The 22,698-nt window shown below is 47.7% G+C and carries 21 protein-coding genes; 7 read left to right on the top strand and 14 right to left on the bottom strand.

All coding sequences use genetic code 11. The annotated features are described in order from the left end of the window. Positions 1-43 precede the first annotated feature (43 nt). On the top strand, positions 44-307 hold the full coding sequence (locus AC1VOR_RS02675) for a DUF6870 family protein (protein ID WP_482615719.1): 264 nt from the start codon (positions 44-46) through the stop codon (positions 305-307). An 83-nt stretch (positions 308-390) separates the two neighbouring features. Further along, complete coding sequence (locus AC1VOR_RS02680; protein ID WP_482615720.1) at positions 391-2,067, top strand: recombinase family protein; 1,677 nt, start codon at positions 391-393, stop codon at positions 2,065-2,067. A gap of 11 nt (positions 2,068-2,078) precedes the next feature. Here AC1VOR_RS02680 and AC1VOR_RS02685 read toward each other — a convergent pair whose 3' ends face one another. Beyond that, positions 2,079-2,483, bottom strand: coding sequence for an alpha-helical endospore appendage domain-containing protein (locus tag AC1VOR_RS02685; protein WP_482615722.1), 405 nt, complete (start codon positions 2,481-2,483; stop codon positions 2,079-2,081). A 170-nt stretch (positions 2,484-2,653) separates the two neighbouring features. Between AC1VOR_RS02685 and AC1VOR_RS02690 the strand changes: the two genes are divergently transcribed. Beyond that, positions 2,654-3,118, top strand: a complete 465-nt coding sequence (locus AC1VOR_RS02690; RefSeq protein WP_482615723.1) for a hypothetical protein — start codon at positions 2,654-2,656, stop codon at positions 3,116-3,118. A 44-nt stretch (positions 3,119-3,162) separates the two neighbouring features. Here the strand turns inward: AC1VOR_RS02690 and AC1VOR_RS02695 are convergent, their stop codons facing one another. The 6 genes from AC1VOR_RS02695 to AC1VOR_RS02720 form a co-directional block, all read right to left on the bottom strand. Further along, on the bottom strand, positions 3,163-3,501 hold the full coding sequence (locus tag AC1VOR_RS02695) for a hypothetical protein (RefSeq protein WP_482615725.1): 339 nt from the start codon (positions 3,499-3,501) through the stop codon (positions 3,163-3,165). Positions 3,502-3,703: 202 nt separating this feature from the next. After that, on the bottom strand, positions 3,704-5,062 hold the full coding sequence (locus tag AC1VOR_RS02700; protein WP_482615728.1) for a glycoside-pentoside-hexuronide (GPH):cation symporter: 1,359 nt from the start codon (positions 5,060-5,062) through the stop codon (positions 3,704-3,706). A gap of 44 nt (positions 5,063-5,106) precedes the next feature. Further along, positions 5,107-7,149: a beta-glucosidase family protein gene (locus tag AC1VOR_RS02705; RefSeq protein ID WP_482615730.1), complete on the bottom strand. Its 2,043-nt coding sequence runs from the start codon at positions 7,147-7,149 to the stop codon at positions 5,107-5,109. Positions 7,150-7,412: 263 nt separating this feature from the next. After that, on the bottom strand, positions 7,413-9,383 hold the full coding sequence (locus tag AC1VOR_RS02710; RefSeq protein WP_482615731.1) for a GH39 family glycosyl hydrolase: 1,971 nt from the start codon (positions 9,381-9,383) through the stop codon (positions 7,413-7,415). Continuing rightward, positions 9,313-9,879, bottom strand: a complete 567-nt coding sequence (locus AC1VOR_RS02715) for a cupin domain-containing protein (RefSeq protein ID WP_482615732.1) — start codon at positions 9,877-9,879, stop codon at positions 9,313-9,315. Before AC1VOR_RS02715 ends, AC1VOR_RS02710 begins: the two co-directional genes overlap by 71 nt. Before the next feature lie 57 nt (positions 9,880-9,936). After that, positions 9,937-10,638, bottom strand: a complete 702-nt coding sequence (locus AC1VOR_RS02720) for a glycoside hydrolase family 73 protein (RefSeq protein WP_482615734.1) — start codon at positions 10,636-10,638, stop codon at positions 9,937-9,939. Positions 10,639-10,783: 145 nt separating this feature from the next. Between AC1VOR_RS02720 and AC1VOR_RS02725 the strand changes: the two genes are divergently transcribed. Then, on the top strand, positions 10,784-11,461 hold the full coding sequence (locus AC1VOR_RS02725) for a tetratricopeptide repeat protein (protein ID WP_482615735.1): 678 nt from the start codon (positions 10,784-10,786) through the stop codon (positions 11,459-11,461). An 80-nt stretch (positions 11,462-11,541) separates the two neighbouring features. Here the strand turns inward: AC1VOR_RS02725 and AC1VOR_RS02730 are convergent, their stop codons facing one another. The 4 genes from AC1VOR_RS02730 to helD all read right to left on the bottom strand — a co-directional run bounded on the left by AC1VOR_RS02730 (position 11,542) and on the right by helD (position 16,518). Beyond that, positions 11,542-11,976, bottom strand: coding sequence for a GNAT family N-acetyltransferase (locus AC1VOR_RS02730; RefSeq protein WP_482615736.1), 435 nt, complete (start codon positions 11,974-11,976; stop codon positions 11,542-11,544). Continuing rightward, positions 11,969-12,649 carry a ribose-5-phosphate isomerase RpiA gene (rpiA, locus tag AC1VOR_RS02735; RefSeq protein WP_482615737.1) on the bottom strand — a complete coding sequence of 227 codons (681 nt, stop codon included), beginning with the start codon at positions 12,647-12,649 and terminating at the stop codon, positions 11,969-11,971. Before rpiA ends, AC1VOR_RS02730 begins: the two co-directional genes overlap by 8 nt. 132 nt (positions 12,650-12,781) lie before the next feature. Continuing rightward, on the bottom strand, positions 12,782-14,047 hold the full coding sequence (bcbE, locus tag AC1VOR_RS02740) for a bacillibactin exporter BcbE (protein WP_482615738.1): 1,266 nt from the start codon (positions 14,045-14,047) through the stop codon (positions 12,782-12,784). A 101-nt stretch (positions 14,048-14,148) separates the two neighbouring features. Continuing rightward, positions 14,149-16,518 carry an RNA polymerase recycling motor HelD gene (gene helD / locus AC1VOR_RS02745; protein ID WP_482615739.1) on the bottom strand — a complete coding sequence of 790 codons (2,370 nt, stop codon included), beginning with the start codon at positions 16,516-16,518 and terminating at the stop codon, positions 14,149-14,151. 157 nt (positions 16,519-16,675) lie between these two features. Between helD and AC1VOR_RS02750 the strand changes: the two genes are divergently transcribed. After that, positions 16,676-17,188, top strand: a complete 513-nt coding sequence (locus tag AC1VOR_RS02750; protein WP_482615740.1) for a hypothetical protein — start codon at positions 16,676-16,678, stop codon at positions 17,186-17,188. 67 nt (positions 17,189-17,255) lie between these two features. On the opposite strand, the gene AC1VOR_RS02755 is transcribed toward AC1VOR_RS02750, so the two are convergent. Further along, entirely contained in the window at positions 17,256-18,332 is a 1,077-nt protein-coding gene (locus AC1VOR_RS02755; RefSeq protein ID WP_482615741.1) for an AI-2E family transporter, read from the bottom strand. A gap of 470 nt (positions 18,333-18,802) precedes the next feature. Between AC1VOR_RS02755 and AC1VOR_RS02760 the strand changes: the two genes are divergently transcribed. After that, entirely contained in the window at positions 18,803-19,876 is a 1,074-nt protein-coding gene (locus AC1VOR_RS02760; RefSeq protein WP_482615742.1) for a bifunctional 3-deoxy-7-phosphoheptulonate synthase/chorismate mutase, read from the top strand. A gap of 77 nt (positions 19,877-19,953) precedes the next feature. Here AC1VOR_RS02760 and AC1VOR_RS02765 read toward each other — a convergent pair whose 3' ends face one another. Then, a complete protein-coding gene (locus tag AC1VOR_RS02765) occupies positions 19,954-21,033 on the bottom strand; it encodes a lactonase family protein (RefSeq protein ID WP_482615743.1) in 1,080 nt (359 codons plus the stop codon). A 186-nt stretch (positions 21,034-21,219) separates the two neighbouring features. Here AC1VOR_RS02765 and AC1VOR_RS02770 point away from each other — a divergent pair, with 186 nt between their 5' ends. Next, positions 21,220-21,576 carry a LytTR family transcriptional regulator DNA-binding domain-containing protein gene (locus AC1VOR_RS02770; protein ID WP_059053723.1) on the top strand — a complete coding sequence of 119 codons (357 nt, stop codon included), beginning with the start codon at positions 21,220-21,222 and terminating at the stop codon, positions 21,574-21,576. 103 nt (positions 21,577-21,679) lie between these two features. Here the strand turns inward: AC1VOR_RS02770 and AC1VOR_RS02775 are convergent, their stop codons facing one another. After that, positions 21,680-22,672, bottom strand: a complete 993-nt coding sequence (locus AC1VOR_RS02775; protein WP_482615744.1) for an aldose epimerase family protein — start codon at positions 22,670-22,672, stop codon at positions 21,680-21,682. Positions 22,673-22,698: the final 26 nt, after the last annotated feature.

The following is a 22,698-nucleotide window of genomic DNA, read 5'->3' on the forward strand; positions in this document are numbered from 1 at the left end:
AAATGCATATATTGGATCATGCACATCAAGGAGGGCATGATTGATGATTAATACGGCATTAATTGACAGTTTTATGGGGGTAAACATGAATACGGTGGATACGGAAAAGCTAGCTGATATCAGTACCATTAAGCTTGATAAGTCTCTTCCTCTGGAAAAACGACCTGCTTATATGTTAGAAAGATTAAAAAATCCGTTATGTTTTCGTTGTGGTGAAATGGGTATAAAACTTGAATTTGATGATACTGCTCCCCCCATTCAAGAAGTGCTTACTAATTTTATAATACGTAAGAAAAGCGGCTTGTAATGCGGCTTTGTGCCCTCGACAACATGGTTTGCATTACGCCCTAATGGTATAATTAAGGTGTAATGTGATAGAAAGGAGGACACATGGCCAGAACAGCCAATAGGCAGAATATTGTCAAAGTAGCTTCAAAAAAAAGGATATGGTATGTAGGCTTTTATATCCGCCTATCACGCGAAGACAAGCGTGGAAAAGATGAATCCGAAAGCATTACCAACCAACGACTGATTTTGACTGATTTTCTTGAACAGCAGGATGATGATGACGAGTATGTTTTTGTTAATGAGTATGTTGATGACGGTGTAAGCGGTACGACAGACGAGGAACGTGAAGATTTTCAAAGGCTGTTAACCGATATACGAAAGCGAAAAATCAACTGCGTAATCGTAAAAAATCTAGCCCGCAGCTTCCGTAACAATGGCGACCCAAGCTACTATCTAGGTGACTGGTTTCCGCGCAATGATGTTCGGTTTATCTCTCTTTACCAGCAACCCGTTGATACGTACAAAGACCCGCAAAATGCGCAAAACATTGCAGTTCCGGTTCAAGGCGTGCTTAATGAGGAACATGCGCGAGGTACTTCGGAGAGCGTCAGAAGAACCTTTGACAAGAAGCGTGAGAAAGGGCTGCATATTGGCTCATTTGCAGCCTATGGCTATCAGAAACATCCCAATGATAAGAATGCGCTTATTATTGATGAGGAAGCTGCGGAAGTGGTTAAGAGTGTGTTTGCTTGGTTTTTGGAGGGTTTGAGTAAGAATGCGATTGTTCGCAAATTAAACGATAGTGGCGTTTTAAGCCCCTCCCTTTACAAACAAAGTAAAGGGTTGAAATACAAAAATCCACACTCTGATGGAAAGAATCTATGGAGCGCCGCTGTGATTAGCAGAATGTTAAAAAATCGTATTTATACAGGAGATATGGTACAAGGACGATATCGAATAAAAAGCTATAAAATCCATGTGCAAGAATCCGTACCAGAAGAGGAATGGTTCATTGTTGAAAATACACATGAGCCAATTATAAGCCGTGAAGATTTTGCTAAGGTGCAGGAGCTTTCAAAGAAGGATACTCGCACAGCACCTAAGCAAAAAAAATTGTATTTGTTCAGCGGGTTCCTGCGTTGTGCAGATTGCGGCAAGGCCATGACACGGAGTGTCGTTAAAGGAATCGTATATTACTATTGCCGCACTTACAAGGACCGCTCCAAATTGGCTTGTACAAGGCATACGATGAAACATCTTCATTTAGAACCAGCAGTATTGTACGCGATTCAGCAGCAGGTTTATATCGCGGTTTCCCTTTCTGAAATGGTATCACAAATTAACAAAGCTCCACTCCAAAAAAGCCAATCTATTCGTTTGAATGAACGAATAGCAGCAAAGGAAAAAGAGCTTTCGAGAATTTCACGCTACAAGCAAAGTATTTACCAGGACTGGAAAGACGGCGAAATCACTCATATGGATTATCGTCAGATGAAAGAGGATTACGACCAGCAAATTGAAGTCATTAACGAGGTTCTAGGAAATCTTCAAAAAGAAAAAGCAGAGCTTGAGAATGGTATAGATGTAGAAAATCCGTTTTTAACAACATTCCGCAAACACGAAAACATCAACAAACTGACAAGAGAACTATTGATTGAACTTGTGGATACCATCAAGGTATACGAAAATGGCAACATCAGCGTGAAGCTGAAATTTGCCAATGAGTACCGTAGAGTTGCGGAATACATTGAAGTCAATAGCACTGAAAACGCGGTTTAGAGAACCGCATTTTAAATGGCAGTTTGTTTTCCTAATATGACCGCTCCGGTGGCCCCCGTGGGTCCTGGTGCTCCACCTGTTGCTCCTGTTGGTCCGGTCGGCCCCGTTGGCCCAATGGAGATCGGCGTCGACAAGAGACTATCCAATTTGTTTTGCAACACCCACTCATTATTTGTTACGGCCCGAAGCGTGTCGCGAACGCTTTGATTTATGGTAAGTAAATCAGAAATCGTCGGAGCTGGCCCCGTGACTCCAGGCAACGTGCCCAACACATATTGCAGTTTCTCACCTTCTGCATTAATGATGTGACTGAGCCCCAACTCTTCCAAGGCAATAGACGACATAAGTAGTGTATTAGCATCATCCCTGGTTATCGATATAGTCGGGGTAATATTGGAAATGTTAGATTGCGACATCTGCAAACCCCTTTCTTCAAGCAAAATTAGATTACCCTATTAGTTATATGCAAATAGCACAAGAATTCCTGTGCTATTACATCATCATCTAACAGAGCTTATGAGGGGAATTTTTGTATATAATAAAGCTCAATACTTTATAACAGAGATTTATATAGGAGAAATGAAGTATGAAGAAGCAATTAATAAAGGAATTAACCAAATTGTATACGGGGGAAATAGCAAGTATCGTCATTTTTTGGTTTGTGTATGATCTGAAATTCAAGGACTTGGTTTTGCCTGTATTTTATCCATTATTCGTCTTAAGTTTTATTCTTTTGCAAGGGGCTTTTTATTGGATAATTTGTATTCGAAGGCTACATGGTAAACCTATTAAAAATCTGGGACAGCCATTCTATAGGCTCAAATATATCAACTTAATACTCATTACAGCATCTATCCCGGTCATATTCATGAATAGTTATGATACTTCTCATAGGGTTATAGGCTTACTAATTACCTTGTTTGCTTTCCTTGAATGGATGAATTATTTTGTTGTCAGGCTTTCCTATAGAAATCCCAAAATACTAATAGATTTAATTAGACACAAGCAATTGAAGAAAAGTAAATTGGCCAAAGAAATTGCAGAACGCTAAACACCCAATAGTAACAAAATCCGATGCGTCAGCACCGGATTTTGTTACTTAATTCTGTTCAGTTCGGCTTCTTGCTGGATGGAGCGCGTGGACAACAGCTCAATAATTCTATGTTGATTCTCCAGGACAGATTCCATTCGCATGACACGTTCATTGGTATCTAGAACGGCTCGTTTGATCAAGTGTTGATCTTCCTTAATGTCTTTTATATCGTCTATAACACCTTGTATATCCTGCTTCATTACCTGCTGCTCTGTCTTAATCTCTTGTATGTCTTGCTTCATTCCCCGCTGCTCTGCTCTAAGCTCATGCAACTGCTCGTTAACGGGTTGTAATTCCTGACGAATAACGACTTGCAACAATTCCTTTAACTCATTATTCATAGTACCGCTCCTTACACTTGTATGAGGTCATTTTACCAGACATCTTGATGTAATTCTACTTGATTCTGCTAGTTTTTAGAGGAGTTCGAGCACTATCCAGTCTACATAACAAGGACCCCCGTAGTCAGCATTTCTCCTGCTGATCACGGGGGTCCTTGTTAAATTGTTCAATAGCTCCGTTATCTAGGCTTTAAGTCTCTTCCTACCCTGCTCTTCTCAGCTCCAGTTCAGCCACAATCTCATGATGCGGCTTCTCCCATTTGTACATAAATAGAAGAATAAGTATGGAGAGGACACATAACAAGATCGGAAGCCAAATGAAGCTGATTTCGATCATACGAAGCGCCGAGGCGCTTTGAGTCTGGTTAGCAACATAACCCCCGGCGGCGAGCAACCATGCCGGAATGGCACCACCCAGCCCGGAGCCTAGCTTGATGGCAATACCCGAAGCCGTAGAAGCCAACAATCCTTGAGCCCTTACGCCGGACTTCCATTCCCCATAATCTACGGTATCCGCAATGAGGGCGAACAGCAAGCCGACAGGCAACCCTAAACCGATCGCTCCAATGACGGTTCCCGTCAAAACGATTGCCGTGCTTTGTCCACTAAGATAGATAATAACCTGTCCAAGGATACAAATGGCCATCCCTACAATCATCAAGGTTCTCTTGCTATACTTTTTGGACAAGAATGGAACAAAGACAATGCCGATCAAGGTTAGTGAACCTAGCGTATTTACGGTAGTGACAATATCGGGTTTATTCAGATTATACGTAATGTAGTAGATGCCTGAGGACAACTTGATTACGTACAGGATGAAGAAGACGACACCCACCAGCACGCCTGCGATCCAAGGGGTATTGCCCTTGATCGCCTTGACGCTCTCTCTAACAGGCAAGGACTTCCCGCCCGATTTATCCTGAACACGTTCTCGGGTATTAAAGAAGGTAATCAGGAACATAATCAGCCCTACGATCCCAAACAAAATCATCGTATGGAAGAAGCCCTTCTGCTGATCCCCATCACCGAAGAAGGCCACCAGCGGCAATAATGTCAGGTTCACAAGCAGGCCGCCAAATTGCCCGCCAAACATCCGGAAGGTGTTAGCCACCGTTCGCTCCTGAACGTCACTAGACAGACTCGGCAGCAGCGTGGTCAGTGGATTATTTACCGCCGTATATAATACATTAGATGCGATATAGAAAATGTAAGCATATGCCAGCTTCCCCGAAGCGCTTAGCTCTGGCCCCATGAACAACAGCGTTGTTACGATGGCAAAGGGGAAGCAGGACCATAAAATCCATGGACGTGATTTGCCCCATTTTGTATGTGTCTTATCGATTAGAATACCAAAAATGGGGCTATCAATCATATCCACAAGCCGGGCTACCAGCAGCAGCGTACCTACGGCCGCAGCGCCAATTCCGTATACATCGGTAAAGTAGTAGGTCAGATACGTAGTAACTACCGCATAGATCAGGTTTGAGGCTGTATCGCCCAAGCCATAGCTTACTTTCTCCAGCAAGGATAATTTTTGCGTTGACTCTTCTCTTATTGCCATAGTGCACCCTCCAGATGGGAACAATTTGTCTAGTCTACCAAGTCTTATAAGCGGATGCTTCCCTGCATCAAATCCTGCGGGGCACTGCTGTTACCTACGAACACCTCATAGTCCATATGCTCCAGCTCCCACCCGCCAGTAGAAGGGTTATACCATTTCATTTTTTCAATCGGACAGGTAATTTCCACTGTTTCTTGTTGACCAGGTGTTAGCGTAATTCGTTTAAAGCCGCGCAGAACCTTGACCGGACGATTCACTTTGGACTGGCTAAAGCCAACATAAAGCTGCACCGTCTCGTCTCCCGTCACCTTCCCGGTGTTAAGAACCTGACAAGTGGCGATGATCTGATCTTTCTCCACTCTGAAGTGAGCATCCGATAAGGCAAATTGCGTATAGGACAAGCCAAATCCGTATGGCAACGCAGGTGTGATGCCTTCCTTCTCCAGCTTGGTATATCCGTGGTAATATTCGTATTTGATCTCACTGGCCTCCCAATCCACTTGTGGCAAATGATCCTCGCTGGTCGGTACAACAAAAGGCAGCTTGCCGCCCGGATTAACCTCGCCGAACAAGGTTCTGGCAATGGCGGTACCACCCTCCATCCCAGGATAATAGGCCATCAGAATGGCGGACACCGAATGCTTCCACTCTTCAATCATGATCATATTTCCGCCGATGAGTACGGCAACGGATTGCCGATTGACCGGACCTACGGCATTAATCAACTCAATATCCTTGGCATGCAGACCCAAGCTTTGCTGACGGTCCCCGCCTGCCTTCAAATCAGCATCCTCATTGGTTACGGATTCGCCTTCATCATCATGGTCGTACCCGGCCACGAAGACAACAGCATCCACTGAACTCGCCAACTGCTTGGCACGCTCTATATCCTCGCCATTATCGAAGACAACCTCTGCATCCGGGAGCAAGCGCTTGATGCCTTCCAGCGGCGTAACGATGTAAGGCGGAAACACCCGACTCGATCCATGGTCCCCGATATTTCCCTTCTCCCCAAGCGCTCCAATAATGGCGATTCGCTTCGTTCCTGTCTTGGAGAATGGCAGCACATGGTCTTCGTTCTGCATCAGGGTCATGGATTTCTCCGCCGCCTCCAATGCCAAGGCAATATGCTCCTCGCTGGCAATCAGGTCCTTGTCATACGTATCATTATCTGCCTCATTGAAGGCGAGCAGGGTCCGTACGATGCGTAACGCTGCCTGATTAATTTTCTCTTCGCTGACCTGACCGCTATTAACCGCATCCACTAACTTATCTCCGAAGAATTTGGTATGGCACATCTCCACATCCATGCCGCCATTGCCCGCTTCCACCGTGTCCTTAATTCCCCAGGCAAAGTCGCTGACCACGAAGCCGTCGAATTCCCATTCTTCTTTTAGCACCTGATTTAGCAAATAATCGCTATGCCCGCAATGAACTCCATGGTACAGGTTGTATGCACTCATGACGCTGGCTGCTCCAGCATCCAGACAATCCTTGAAGTGTGGAAGAAATACCTCGCGTTCGGTTCGCTTATCTGCCAGCACACTGACCTTGAAGCGCGCCCATTCCATGCTGTTGAAGGCAAAGTGCTTCACGCAAGCGATTACATTTTCTTGCTGAACCCCTTTAACCAGGGCTGCCCCCATCGCCCCCAGATGGAACGATTCCTCGCCATATACCTCCTGGCTTCTCCCCCAACCTGGATTATACGGCAGATTGACGCAGACGCCGCCGAAGAAGTTGCCGCCCTGGGCACGAACCTCTTGACCTATAGCTTGTCCAATGCGCTCTTCCAGGGCCGGATCGAAGGCTGCACCTCTGGCCATGGAGACCGGGAAGCAGGTGCTGTTGCCCGATACCACTCCACGTGGCCCATCAACAAACTTCAATTCCGGCACACCTAGTCGCTCATTGCCGCCAGCAGGATACGGTCTCCAGTTATAATGTCTGACCTTGAAATCCTCCAGCATTTCCTCCATCGATACCCTTCCGCTCATCAGGTACACTTTCTCCTCCAAGCTTAGTTGATCTACAATTTCCTGTGCCTTGGTCGTGTACGACAAGCGTGTTTGTTTGTTGGCTTTCATCTATTTCGTCCTCCTAAACCCTATTTTCAGGATATTCATAAAACCGTTTACATTTCTATTTTGCTGGCCTTATCAATATCGTTGAACTAAGTTTAGTCCACATTCACCCCTGGTTTCCTTCCTCTTTCTTGGATGCTCAGACAGTAAAGTAAGCGCATTCTTTGTTGATGAATACGCTTAAATATAAAAAAGCCAAGATTTATCCCCTGCTTATACTAGGATAATCTTGGCTCAACTATAGTTATCTGTTCAATACTAACTTCTTAATTGTATAGCTTGTTGAGGATCAGACACTCTACCCCATGCACCGGCACGTGCAGATCAAGCTCGAAGTCGCCTTTCACCGTCACCTGTCTTAATTGCAGTGAGGGTCTGGAAATGCTCTTGAGATATTCCGTTTCTTCATGATTCAAATCCACATATTCTCCCATCCGCATCCACTCGTCATAAGCCGATCCGGACTGCCGATTCAGACTATATTGCTTACACTTATAAGTACCATGAATATCTTGGAGATGAATATGGAACAAAAGATCTTCGGACTCCTCGAAGATGTCATACGGCGGCAGCTCCATTTCCTCCCCTTTAACAAATAACTGGTTCAAATAGGTATGGTTATAGACAAGGATTTGAATATTTTCGCCTTGCCTCGTCATCAAGTAATTCTTCCCCTTGGCAAATACCGTGCCTCCCAGCTTGGACAAGAACACAAAGGCATAATAAGCCGACTTCTTGATGCCCTCTGTATTCATCAGACCAGTTCCTCCGTAAAAGGGAGTATTCTTAATATCCCATTCATAGAGGATGTCCGAGGCGGACAGAAAACCGATTGCCTTGGCCCGGGCTGCCGATTCATCCAGCATGTTGTCTATAATGAACGTCGCCATAAAGGCGGTGTCATGCAGAACATGGGTCACATCCCAACTCAAATTCCACCGGGTTACAATAAATTCGGTATTCTTCTGACCACGTGATTCAAGCATGTCCCATGTCCGTTTCAACACTTGCTTGGTATGATCCTTCGTCTCATATTGGAACGGGATAGACTGGATATCGACTGGCCCCGTAATCGATTGCTGCTGCCACTGTTCAAAGTGGATGCGATTATGATAAACATTGCAGCTGTAGAAATCAACAGGAACCCCCTGATTCAGGCAGAACTCCAGCAGTTGCTCCGAAGGCTGATCCTTTGTGTGAAAATTTTCTGCTGCGGGTCCTACTCTAAGGGAAGGCGATATCCCCTTAATTAACAAGGCTGTTTGCTTATACAACTCGAAATATTGTTCAAGTGTGCCGCTCCAATGAATATCCTGCACCGGGAACTCGGTCCATATTTGAAAGTACCAGGTGGATACGGCTTCCAGCCCGTAACGGTTAATGCAATTGGTGATAAAAGACTGAACGAGCGTCAGCCATTCATCCATCTCCTTCGGCGGAGAAGTGTTACCTTGATAGTTGAAGAAGCTTGTCCCTTTACTAGCCAGTAGTGGGGGCATATAGCTCAGGCAGATAAAGGGCTTCAGTTCGATGTCCCGCAAATAATCCAGAATGTTGTTGATGAATTTCCAGTTGAACTTAATACCATCTCGATCCTTTTGCAGCACATCCATCTCTTGATTAAAGATCCCTTCAAACCGCATATATTCAATAGGAATTTCCCCTTGTGTTTCCTTGATCTGATCCCGAATATTTTGATTCAACAAGGTATTAGCTGAGCCGATGTTCATCATCTTGCTCCAGACCTGCTCCAGTTCGTAGCCCTTAGCTTGAACGCTCTCGACCAGATGCACCTGCAACGTATTCTCCTCCAGCATACCCGGTTCAATCGGTAAGGAAGCATAATGACAAATGCGCTCTTCCGGCAAAGTATGTACGAAGGGGATGACGGCCTGGGGCAGCTCTGGATATCTTCTGCGCAGTTGCAGAGGCGTACAAGCATACTTCGATTTAATGGCCTTATAGTAGCTCTTCTCGTCACTGAAGCCTGAGGATAAGGCAATATTCAGAATGGACGCCTCTTGATGCAGCAGCAAATACAGAGAATAACGGATACGAAGTTCGTCCAGGTATGTTTTGAAGGTGGTGCCTGCATGTCTTCTGAAAATATCGGAGAGATAGGATGAATTGTAATGTTCCTGTTCAGCAATTTGATTCAAGGTCACTTTACTTTGGAAGTTCAGCTCTACATGAATTGAGCATGTGCTGAACGATGGGGTTGTCCCGCCGAGACTCACGGCCTGAAGACTTCTCTGCCAGACAAGGCTTGCCGAAGCGAAGTGTCAGATATCGCGTCATACGAAGAATGCCGTCAAGCGCCTCTGTCGTTTCGGTTGCGCTCTCCGTAAGTAACCATCTACTCATAAAGGTCCGAATAATATCGTAGGCGCTTTGATGATCGGAGCTATTTTTAAATGACTTCAGATCATAGACCAGGTCATAAAAGTTGGAATGATGCTCATAAAGAAACAAGCTGTCCATATGCATTTGTATAAAGCGGGCATCCTGTGACTGCAAGATGAGGCGATGAGATTCCAAGTGGTTGATTAACAGCAGATCATTCTGCTGGAGGTCATAATCTTGCGAGCCTATCGTGACTTTCAGCCTCCCTGACATCAGCCAGATTAGCTCTAAGCCGGCGTGTTGATGAAATGCCTCGGAATAGTAATCATTGGTTGTAAAATAATAGGGACATCCCGGTTGATAGGGAATATGAGCAACTGTGTGCTTCAACTCAACACCTCCACAGTTATTCATTATAACCAACCGGGAAGTTTTAAAATAGCACGGTTAGCGGTTGAATAGCCCTCGCCGGTGCATAATCGTGATCAGACGATAGAAGTCGACGCTTCCTTGCTCGGGATTGTTGAGCAGCGGTTCATTTCGGCTATAGCTTACTGCCGCAGCTACAGCCTCCTTGGCCCATTCAGGAATACCAGGCTGAGTGAATTTCTCCAGTTCAGCAATCCGCTTGGCTTGAGCCGTAACGGTCTGACGGAGCGCTTCGAATTGCTTCTTCTCCTCCGGGGTCATCGGATCATCTCCTTTCGGCGGGTCATAACCCGTCAACTGATAATCGCTCATTAGGCTTATCAGCTTATTAGCGTATAACGGGTCTGTAGCATACCCGGCGGCGGCTACGGCACGAGCTGCTTCTGGACCGGATTTGTTAACTACAGCGGCATAACGCTTGGCCGACAAGAGGATCGTGTGATCAGCCAAAGATTCGGCCCAGTTGCGATATTTGCGGAACGCGGCATTCACCCGAACCGGCTGTCCATTCCGGTACTCGGTCGTTGGCAAGAGGACGCTACCCAGCGGGCCGCTCCCTTTCATACCAAATAGATTCTTCGCTTCCACCGCCAGCTTACTGGTCCCCCAATTCGATTCCAGTATGGCTTGGGCGAGGATCAAAGACGCCGGAATCCCGCTTTTGGCCGCATTAGCTGTGGCCGCCGGAGCAAGAGCCGCGACAAACTCATTTCTGTTCATAAGCGTCACCTCTTGTACAGCTTATGTACCTTAGTGGACAAAGGTATGGACCAATTTCCTGGCCACTTCCCCCAAAAGCACGTTCTCCCGTCGCCTCTCTCTGTGGTATAATTAGTCAATCATTCATATCTGTTGGAGGAGTTTTATGAGCAAGTTCATGCTGTTTATTTTACTATCGTGGCTTTTTGGGAATCCCTTTATCGCCATCCTGGTGTTACTGCTGATCATTTATTTTATTGACCGGCGTTATGTGGGACTTCTGCCCAGTGTCAGCAAGCCATTCAAGCGTGGCCGCCGGATTTCTCAGCTTCGTCAGCAGTTGGCTGCAAGCCCTTTTGATGTTTCTTCCAAACGTGAGCTTGCCCGCTTGTTAATTGAACGCAAGAAATTCGAAGAAGCCCATGCTCTCCTTATGGAAGCTCGCGACGCTTCTGAGAGTTCCGCAGAATTCTGGGATGACCTAGGGACGGCAGCATTAGGACTTGGCCGTATCCAAGAGGGCGAGCAGCATATTTTGCAGGCGCTCAGCCTGAATGAGCGAGTCAAATATGGTCAGCCGTATCTTCGCCTCGCCTCCGCTTTGCGTGAGCAGGACCCTCAGAAGGCGCTGCAATACGCTGCCAAATTCGGAGAGATTCAATCTTCCTCTAGCGAAGCTTACTACCTGCTAGGGAGCTTGTATCAATCCCTTGGTAGCAAGGAAGAGGCCCGGAAGGCTTACACCGAGTCTATTGCCATCTACCGTTCATTGCCGAAATACAAGAAACGTCAGGAACGTAAGTGGTCCTGGCGCAGTACAATGAAACGCAATACGCTAGGGTAATTGGACCAAGACACAAAAACGCTGTATCCTCTTAGCCATCCAGGGCAAAAAGGATACAGCGTTATTTGCATACTCAGAATCTATTCGTCTTCCGGCTCGTCCACCAGGTAGAGGCAGCGGAACCGTTCCACCGTGCTGCCTGCCTCACGGAAGCCCGTAATCTCAAAGCCAATGCTCCGGAAGAAGTCCGTTCCTTCCTCATCAGTAACGGCAACTACGCTTGTTGGCTCTTCCTGCGTTAATGACAGTAACACCAAGGCACGACCATACCCCTTGTAGCGATTCGCAGGATGGACGGCAAGATGGAGAATTTCCAATTCTCCTTTGTCTTCCTGAACGCGATAGCCAATCAGTCCGGTCATTTCCCCTTCTACTTCATAGCCAAATAACTTGCAATCTTCCTGAGAGCGATACGTCTCGATAACAGTATCCAAAGAGACATCATCAACCACGGTATACTCCAGCAGTTCTTGAATGGAAGGTTTATTCAAATTAGATTTTATCGATTTAAACATGAGTCGTCTCCTTAACCTCGGTACTTCCATCTTCATACCCAATGACAATAGTATGGGCGATACCCACAAATAATCCGTGCTCGACGACCCCGGTGGTCGCCTTCAATTCATCGCTAAGCCGACCTGGATCATTGATTTGGCCGAAGGACGCATCCGCAATATAATTGCCGTTATCGGTTACATATAGCTCTGCCTCACGCTGCCGCATTTCGATGGGAACCCCGTAGCGCTCCTTAAGCCCCTTCAATGTCCATTCGTAACAAAAAGGGACTAACTCGATAGGCAACTTGAATGCTCCCAAATGTGGCACCGCCTTACTGCTGTCGGCAATGACGATAAAGCGATCACTGGCCTTCGCGACCAGCTTCTCGCGCAATAATGCGCCTCCTCCGCCTTTAATCAAGGCCATTTGCGGGTCTACCTCATCGGCGCCGTCAATCGCCAGGTCCAGTCGGTCCACCTCTGCCGCTTGAATGATCGGAATATGATATTTAAGGGCCAATTCTTCCGAAGCGTTCGAGGTGGCAATAGCCCGGATGCGCAATCCCTCGGCCACTCGTTGTCCAATTCTCTCAATTGCATAATATGCTGTGGAACCTGTTCCGAGCCCAACGGTCATTCCGTCCTTGACCCATTCCGCAGCACGATAACCCGCCGCTTGCTTGGCATTCATGTATACCTACCCCTCCAACGCTGATAATAATCATGTCCATCATACCAAAAAAGCCCGGACAATAGAACAGCGGGGCCTCAGTTGCTGAGGTCCCCGCTGCCCTATAGCTGTATAGATGACATCTATCGCGCTCTACCCCTGCCGTAACGGAGAATTTACCTTCGGGCGTGGTTTCCGCTGCTTCGAGTCACCCGGGTCCCCCTCTCCCTGCTCCGGCTTCACCATGAGCAGCAGTAGAATGACCGCAACCAGGGATACACCGGCTATAACAAAAAACATCGTCATATGCCCCGCCTTCATCAGTATGGACATGATCGGCGGGCCTGCCGATACTCCGATAAATCGCATACTGCTGTAGATGGAGGTGATGGTTCCCCTCATCTCCTGATCAATACCTTCAGTAATGAGTGCATCTGAACTCGGCAACACGATGCCGATGCCCGCACCACATACAATAAGGCAAGCGATAACAAAATAAATATTGTTGAAGAAGCCGATACCAAACAAGGCCCCTGTAGACAGCACCAGACCAGCTACACCCGACCACTTCATCAAAGCTTTATTTTTGCCAATTTTCTTCCCCGTGATATAAGAAGCCAGGCATAGTGCGGCAAGCGGAATGGCCAGCACCAGCCCCTTAACCACGCCAACCAGCCCATGCTTGCTCTCCAGTTGCTCTGACAAATAAAACAACACGCCAAAGAGCAGGAACATCGATATGCAGCCTATAGCGAAGATCGCATACAACCAACGTCCCTTTTCCCGAAATACGCCCTTGATCGTCTCGACAAATTCACCCAGCGGTTTGGCTTCCTTTCGTTCCTCGGGCTCCTTGACCAAAATCCACACCAGCACCAGCGAAATTAAACAAAGTAAAGGGATGGACAACAGTGGGGCATACCAGAGCCACGCGCCCAGCAAAGCTCCCAAAATCGGGCTCAGCACCTTGCCGAACGTATTGGACGTCTCGATAATCCCTAAATTATGACTGACCTCTTCCTCATCGTCGAACAGATCCCCCACCAGGGGAAGCACAATGGGAAAAGCTCCGGCCGCTCCAATCCCTTGGAGGAAGCGACCGCCAAGTATAACCCAATACAACGCTGTACCATCCGTATACCAATCTGCAGAGCCAGACACCGCCCCGCCCACCCCTGCAATAATCAAGCTGGGCACAATGATCGCCTTGCGGCCAAATTTATCCGACAGATACCCGGCGATCGGGATTAGCAAAATAGCCACGACTGCATAAACCGTAATCAACATACTCACTTGAAACGAAGAAATTTTAAGTTCTCTGGCGATCTGCGGCAAGATAGGAATAAGCATGGAATTGCCCAGCGTCATAATTAACGGAATGGACGCGAGGGCGATGATTTCGCCTCTTTTGCTGACCATGAAGCCTTCAGGCCACCCTTCTGTAAGACATTAGGAACAGATGAAGGTTAGTGTGATACATTCAGGCGAAATATATGCTTTAGCGGTAATTCCCAACAGTCCTAAGCATGAAATGCGTACGTACTTGGAGCAGCCTCGCGGATAAATCGGCTTGGCTCTCCCAACGAATAGATACGAAGCAGGTGCATGGCCCTTGTACATGCCGTGTAGAACAGCTTGCGCTCCGCTTCACGCGTATACCTTCGGTCTGATCCGTCATAGATGAGCACCGCATCAAACTCCACGCCTTTTGCTAAATAAGCAGGGATAATATGCACTCCTTTTTCGAAGGACAAGGTGGTCTTCTTCATCAGCCTCACAGCTATTTCGCTTTGTAGGCGTTCATGAACTTGCTTACTTTCCTCTGCTGTCTTACAGATAATCGCGATGGATTCGAATCCGTCCGCACGAAGCTGATTAATCCATTCCACGATAGAAGCCTCAAGCTTCTCCGCCCCATCTACAAGATGAACCTCCGGCTTCTCACCCTCCCGGTTGAACGGAATGATGGCTTGCCCTCCGGGAATCATCTCCCGTGTAAATTCAACGATTTGCCGTGTGGAACGGTAGCTTTGCTCCAGGGTAATCAGATCGCTGTCTTCCGTACCATAGAGGTCACTGAGTACAGAGGATTGCTGGAGTACCGAGGCATGAGCATATATCGCCTGGTTTAAATCGCCTAACGCTGTCATTTTGGCACGCGGGAACAAGCGCTTTAAGAAAAACAATTGGAATGGCGAATAATCCTGGGCTTCATCAATAATGACATGGCGGATATCAGTGTTGGAACGAAAACCAAGCAATAGCTCTTTCAAATAGAGGTATGGCGTAATATCCTCGTAAAACAATTCGCCTTGTCCGATCTTCCCCAGCGTCTGCTCGCCAATCTCCTCCCAACGCTCCGGGAGAGGGCCGGGACTCACCTGACGAAATATCGCAGGATCGTTGAACAGTTGTGTATACAAGCGGGTGACATCTACAAAACGTAATGACTTAACCCATTTGCGCAACGGCTTCATCCGGTCGCTGACCACCATTCTGCCCAGAATCGTCTTCTCGTCCTCATAGTCGCTGAACGACAGACTCCCGCCTTGATGCTTGCGGCGCATCCGGCGATATGCCCGTTGGTACTCCTCCGTGTCCAGCAATTGAATCTGCTCTTCCACCCAAGGCTGGTCCAATTCTGCCTTGCTGAAGGCAGCCAGCTTCTTGAGCAACCACTCCTTCAGCAGCTCACAACGGTTAGCCAAACGAATTGCCGGGTCAAAGGCATAAAATTCACGGGCAATTTCCTCCGTGCCAACAATCTCTCTACCTTGGAACCGCAGCGGCTTGAATCGCATGCCCTGCTGCTCCAACAGCTTTTTATAACGGGTTATCGTCTCCAGGAAGAGAACAGATGATTTATAACGAATACCTGCAACCCGTGACAAGTAAACCTCGTCTTCTGGAGCAGATAATACATATTCAATTTGTACAAACGGATCTTCGAGCTGGAATTCTCGGCCCAGCCGATGCTCCAGATACTCCTGGAATGTCGTCTGCCGCATATTCTCTTCGCCCAATTCCGGTAGCACGGTAGATACATAGCTGTTAAACATCGGGTTAGGAGAGAACAGGATCATTTGATCCGCCTTCAGCACCTCGCGATGCTTATACAGTAAATAAGCGACCCGTTGTAACGCAGCCGAGGTTTTCCCGCTACCAGCCGCACCTTGAACAATCAACATCCGGCTATGGTCATTACGGATAATCTTGTTCTGCTCGCGCTGAATGGTAGCCACGATGCTTTTCATTTGGGCATCGGAGCTGCGTCCAAGCACCTGTTGCAGCATCTCGTCCCCAATCGTAACCCCGGTATCAAACATCAGTTTAATCCTACGTCCCTGAATAACAAATTGGCGCTTGAGCGACATCGTTCCCGAAATTGTCCCGGAAGGCGTCTCATAAGACGTAGGGCCAGGTACGCTGTCATAATACAGATTTGAAATTGGGGCACGCCAGTCGTAGACCAGAAACTGTTCATCACCCTCCTCAAGCAAGGAGGCAATGCCCAGATAGATGACCTCCTCCGGCTCTCCTTCTTCTGCAAAATCAATCCGGGCAAAATAAGGCGATTGCTTCAGCCGCTTCATCTTCCCTAAAGCAATGGACGCATGCTGGTGACTCTTCTCCCGCTCCGATAGCACTTGAGATTGCTGTCTCAAGCTGGTTGAAGTTTCACCTACATCATCGGCCTCACTAAAATTGACCGTGACCTCATCCCAGAAGTCCTTCCGCATAGACACGACGTCACCGCGGACGCTGCCCACTTCCCGTTCCAGCCTCCGGATACGGGCATCGATTTGATCTGCTACATCCTCAACGCGGCGTTGTTCCTCCTGCCAGGCTTGATCTGTATAGTCCAACTGAATCGCTCCCTTGAATGACATCTCTTATACTCTACCCATTCCACAATCTAAGATAACTTCGTGCCTGATTCAAATTTTATGAAATATTAAGCATTCTTTAAGATATCCTGCCCTCTTTTGGTCAACACTGAGAAAGGCAAGGACCAAATTATTCTAAACGAAGAGGTGGAAAAAGTCTATGTTCAAACGAGAAACCACATCCCTCCACGGCAAGCTTGCCTTGTCTTTGCTGCTAACCGCAAGTCTTGCGCTTGCGGCAGGGGCCGCACAGGCAGAGACAACCCTGCGCGAACCCGCCGAGTCGGCTCCCAAAGAGAATTCCAAACCGAGCCGTCCTACTCATATCCACGGTGGACACATCTTTATAGACACTGCACAGTGGCTGGGACTGGAGCCGAAGGCCCTGATTGAGCCCTTGAAGCAAGGCCAAACGCTGATGCAAATTGTAAAAGACAAGAAGGGCTGGAGCGAAGAAGAATATTTGAAGCGGCTGACTGAGTCCGCTCATCGCAATATCGACAAGGCCGTTGCGGAAGGCAAGCTGGATCAAGCCAAGGCGGCTCAAATCAAAACCTCCTTGCCAGCGAAGCTGAAGAAGATCATCCACCGCAATTGGCAGGATCGCTTTAACGCTCCTAAAGCAGGGCAGCAGCAAAACAACAAGATTAATTGGGGACATATGTCCCATTAGAACAAGTATTATTTAGCGAAAAAAACGGCGAAGCAAGAGTTCCTTGCTTCGCCGTTTTATTATTCTGTTATTCCCCTTCTGCCGGAGCCGTGTCCGGTAGCTTGGGCGGAATAAGACGCTTGCCTCCCATAACCGGAACCTCGACGACGTCGAGCATGAAGATAAATATCGGCACACCCACAATCAGGCCCCATACCCCTAGGAAATGCTCGGAAACGAGCAAGATCAAAAAGGTAAAGAAAATGGGCAGATGCGTTTTGCTAGACATGAATTTTGGATTCAGGAAATAGGTTTCCACGGCATGAACAACGGCAATCATGATCAGAACATACAAGATTTTGACCAAGCCACCGATTTTAAACGCAATGGCGCATAGAGGAATCAACGAAATGACAACCCCCATAACCGGAATTAGTCCGAGCAGGAAAATCATAATCGCCAGCGCCACAAGATTAGGGAACCCGAAAATCCACAAGAAGATGGTGGATAACAGGGCATTCACCAAGGCGATCAGAAATTGCACTTCAATGACCTTACCGAAGGATTGAACAAATTTACGTCCGAAATACTCCAGCTCTTTGAAAAGTCCACCTACCCGGCTTTCTCTGAACTTGACCGTGAAGTTAGTTACCTTCTCCTTCTCCAGCAAGAAGAACAAGCTAAGTACGATGGCTATAAACAAATTCAAGCTCCACTCACCAATATCCGTCAACGTGTTGAGAGCAAAGGTAAAGCCATTTTGGATATAAGCAGATAAATCGATATCCTGCAAATACTCTACCAAATAGGTCAACACTGGATTGTCGGGAAGTATCGGAGGGTTGGAATAAAAGGAGATCACCTGGTTGAACAGATCCGTAATCTCTGTCAACAATACAGGCATGTAGTTATAAATAGCGAGCCCCAAGAGCGTAATAATAATCGCATAAATCAACAAGATGGTAATATTCCTGTTAATTCGCACGACCTTGTCTACATTACGGCTGATAAAGTTGTGAAACCGATTGATGAGATACGTCAAAATGAATGTAATCAGCAGCATATTCAGCATGCTTCGAGCAAAATACAAGACCAGCACGACAAACAGCAGGGCCAAGACCCTGCGAAAACCCGCCATTTGAAAAAGCTCCCTAAAAAACGTCATGATTCCCAACCTGCTCCTTCGTCTTTCTCATCTAAATGCCTCTCTCGTTAATCTTAAGCGAGCCCATGTCACATTGCAAATAAAAATAGGTAAAATCGCGCTTTATCCGGGAAAAGCATCACTGTTTCCCAGCGTTTCCCCGAGTTATTGCCAATGCCGCCATACAAGCATATAATTCATAAAAAATGACGATGACGGAGAAAAGTAAGCGATTGTATGCGTCCTGCCAGGGACGGCGGTGCCATGGACTGGAAGCACCCCGAAGGAACGCGCCGCTGAAGTTCGCTCCTGAGTTGACCTTTGAACGGCATGCTTGCCTGTTAGAAGGTTCCGGCCACACACCGTTATCCGTGTCCAAGCTGAGAAACAACCAGGTTGTCTAACGAGGGTGGTACCGCGGGTTATCCCGTCCCTTGAGAGGCGGCTTTTTTTGTTTATCGGCCCAAATTGACCTTCAGGAGGAATAAGACATGAGTGACCCATTGGAGCAATTACGGCAACAGTTGGATGGCATCAACGACCAATTGCTGACCCTGTTGAACGAACGCGCAGTCATCGCAAGGCAAATCGGCGAAATTAAAGAAAAGCAAGGGGTACCCAAATTCGATCCCGTCCGCGAGCGAGCTATGTTGGAAGATTTAGCCCATCGCAATCCCGGCCCCTTCAAGGATGCTGCGGTTAAGCATATTTTCAAGGAAATCTTCAAGGCTTCCCTCAATCTGCAAGAGGAAGACCACACCAAGCAATTGATTGTCAGCCGTAAGAACCAACCCGAAGATACATTGGTTCAGGTGAATGGAACAACGATCGGCGGAGAAGCACAAGTTATGATTGCCGGTCCTTGCTCCGTAGAATCTTATGAGCAACTCCGTACCGTTGCCGCCGCCTTGAAGCAGTCCGGCGTTACTATTATGCGTGGAGGTGCCTTCAAACCGCGTACCTCTCCCTATGACTTTCAAGGGCTGGGTATCGATGGACTGAAGATGTTGAAGGAAGTAGGCGATGAATTCGGGCTTGCTACCATCAGTGAAATTGTCCATCCTGACCACATCGAGCTCGCGGGACAATACATCGATATCATTCAGATCGGCGCTCGAAATATGCAAAACTTCGAGTTATTGAAGGCTGCCGGGCAGGCCCAAATTCCCGTGCTCCTCAAGCGGGGTATCGCTGCTACGCTGGAGGAATTCGTGCACGCTGCAGAATATATCGCCGTCAATGGCAATGACCGCATCCTGTTAATTGAACGGGGCATCCGAACTTATGAGAAATGGACGCGAAATACGTTGGACATTTCTGCGGTACCGCTGCTCAAGCAGGAGACCCATTTGCCAGTGTTGGTGGATATCAGCCACTCTACAGGTCGGAAGGATATTTTGCTGCCTTGCGCCAAAGCCGCCTTGGCTGCTGGCGCAGACGGCCTCATGGTCGAGGTGCATCCCGATCCACAAACCGCCCTTTCCGATGCTGCCCAGCAACTCGACATTCCGCAATTGGAGCAATTATGGGCAGGCATACAACAATCTGGTCTTATGCATAAATAACAAGGCTCAGTGAGAGCTATAACAGCAAAGACTCCGTGGAGCAAACATACCTTGCTCTACGGAGTCCTTTTATTGTTTTATAATAATACTGGCTTGACGCAAACTGGCTTGGACACCTGGGCTGTTTGGCCAGTAAACCTGAGCTCGCCGCTCTCTGGGTCAACCTTGAAGACAGCCAATACATTGTCATCCCGGTTGGCAGCAATCAGGTACTGCCCGTCCGGTGTAAGGGCAAAATGCCGCGGATGGCCCCCTTGACTGGAGACATGTCCCTTCAAGATCAGCTTGCCGTTGGTCGAATCGATCGCAAATTGTACGATACTGTCGTGGCCCCGATTAGAACCGTACAGATACCGGCCATCCTTCGATACGGCAATTTCCGCCGTAGTGTTGTCGCCTTGATAATCCGCAGGTAAAGTTGGAACCGTGTCAATGAGAGCTAGCGTTCCTTGCTCCCCATCATAACTAAACACACTAATGGAGGAATTCACTTCATTGATAGAGTATAACCAGGCTCCACTCGGATGGAAAGCGAGATGACGTGGCCCAGCCCCCGGGGGTGTAGCAACCTCGCTATGATAGGCCAGTTGACCTTCCCCTGATTTGAGCGCATATACTACAATCTTGTCCAGCCCCAGGTCGGCGACCAGCGCATAGCGATTATCTGGACTGAACGTCACCGAGTGCGGATGCGGGCGATCCTGGCGCACCGGGTCAGCCCCTTGCCCCGTGTGTTGCTGCTCGTCCACCAAGCTTCCAATTGTCCCATCTGCCTCGATGGTAACCAAGCCTATGTTCCCACCATGATAACCGGATACAGCGGCAAACCTTGTACTTGCATCAAGCTGAATATGGGATGATGACGGACGAATAGACACCGAACGATTTAATTCATGTAGCTTCCCTTCGGCCCCATTCCATTTAAATGCAGCAACCTCTCCTGTGCGTTCTCCTTCAACTGACACTTCACCAATAGCATATACCTTGCCCTGGTCAGGAGCTAACCCTAAGAAAGTCGGGTTCTTCAAGCCGCCAGCCTGATCAAGAAGCTTCAAGCCGCCATCGGCGGGATTCATCTCATATACATAAACGCCAGGGTCCGATGCCTCTGCATACGACCCTACAAACAACAATAATCTTGGATTTGATGCTGACATGATACCTTCCTCCTCCATCCAAAACGAATTCAAAACCTTTCTTTATTTTTTCGTATATCGTCCAAAAAGTCCAGTCTTTGATCAATTAAATAAAATTTTAGATTTCCAGCAGTTACCTACCCAAATTTTATTGTATATGATATACTGTAAGCGCTTCCGAAAACATCTTCTGAAGGGGGTTTTGGAATGATGAACGTCGGACTGGAGGAAAGAGATGTCTATGCGGACCTCAATCCACATGAGACATATTTCTTCAAGATCGGAGCTCACGGACTGGTTTGCTTCCATGGACGGTATTACAGCATCAAACAGAGATTATCCGCCGAACAGACCTCGAAACTGATCTCGGACCCTTCCTTTTACCGCATCAGCGCCAACTGCTACGTGAATCTTTCCCAAGTATCGGAGATTCGTGATAATGTGGTGTTGTTCCGGGATGAACGCCATGGCATCAAGACCATTCATGTGCCTAGACGGAATCTGGAGCAGATGAAGCGGCTTATGCCATCGCAAGCGGCCAAGGTCACTGCCGGTATCAACTGACAGCCCGCCGGGCCAATGAAAAAAGCAGCCTGATGTATGCCATTCTAGATGGCTGCCCGGCTGCTTTTTCATTTGCTCATATACGAGGTATGTGGCTATACAACTATTTGACGTAGAAGCGGGAACGTTCTTCCCAAATCTCCCCCGGTTGCAGGCTGAACAAGCCAATTTCCTCAGCGGGTAGTGCACTTTTTGGAGCATTAACCAAATTGAGCTGAGGCTCCGGACAGAAGAAGCCCTCCTTGGCTCCATTGTTCCAAATCATCCACTGTTTATAGGAAGTGCCTACATCGTACACCAGCGTGACGTCGGCCTTGGTATCCGTTAATTCCATACGGTTTCTACCGTTTTGCGGCACGGCTGTATAATGGTTATCCATGGATTCGAAGAACGGGTAAACCCCTTCCCCTTGCATTTGGTACTCTTCCGCCGTCAAGGGCTGGAAGACACCCGTAGGCAACATCCGATCGCTTAATTCCCAGCGTTCTCCGAGTGTCAGCTTGACGCGATAGTCCTTCGCATCGCCGCCTGGAACAAACGGAGCGTTCACCGTCGTATGGAAGGCGATCAGGCAAGGCATCTCATTCTCTCCATCGTTGCGCACGAACAACTGCTGGGCAAGTCCGTCATCGCTAAGCGTATATTTCAGTCTCACTGTAAAAGTGAACGGCAAATATTGATAAACCTTATGCTGTGGATTGACCGTTACTTTCACAGTGACGTAGCTCTCGTGTGGGGTCTGTCCAAAATCTTCGACTTCCCAAGGCGTTGTATGCAAAAATCCGTGCAAATGATTTTGCGTGGAGGCTTCATTTACCGGGAATTGATATACCTCGCCTCTCCATGGGAATAATCCATCCTCATAACGGTTGGGCGGGAACAAGACGGGAATCCCATGAATACCAGGATTGCTCTTGAAGGCGTCCATCTCCTGTTCCTCCGGTTCACGCAAGAAGCGGTAACCGCTTTCGACATCGCGGAAAGCGATTAAATTGCCACCAATCTCCGGCAGCATGATGGCTTCGTAACGGCCCGATTTTAGCCAAATTGCTTTTTCCCCTTGATAAGTTCCTTCGTATGCTTTTCTTTCTGCCATGGAACTAACCTCTCCCTTCATGCTTA

The sequence above is a fragment of the Paenibacillus sp. 1SOY10 genome, assembly GCF_056836745.1.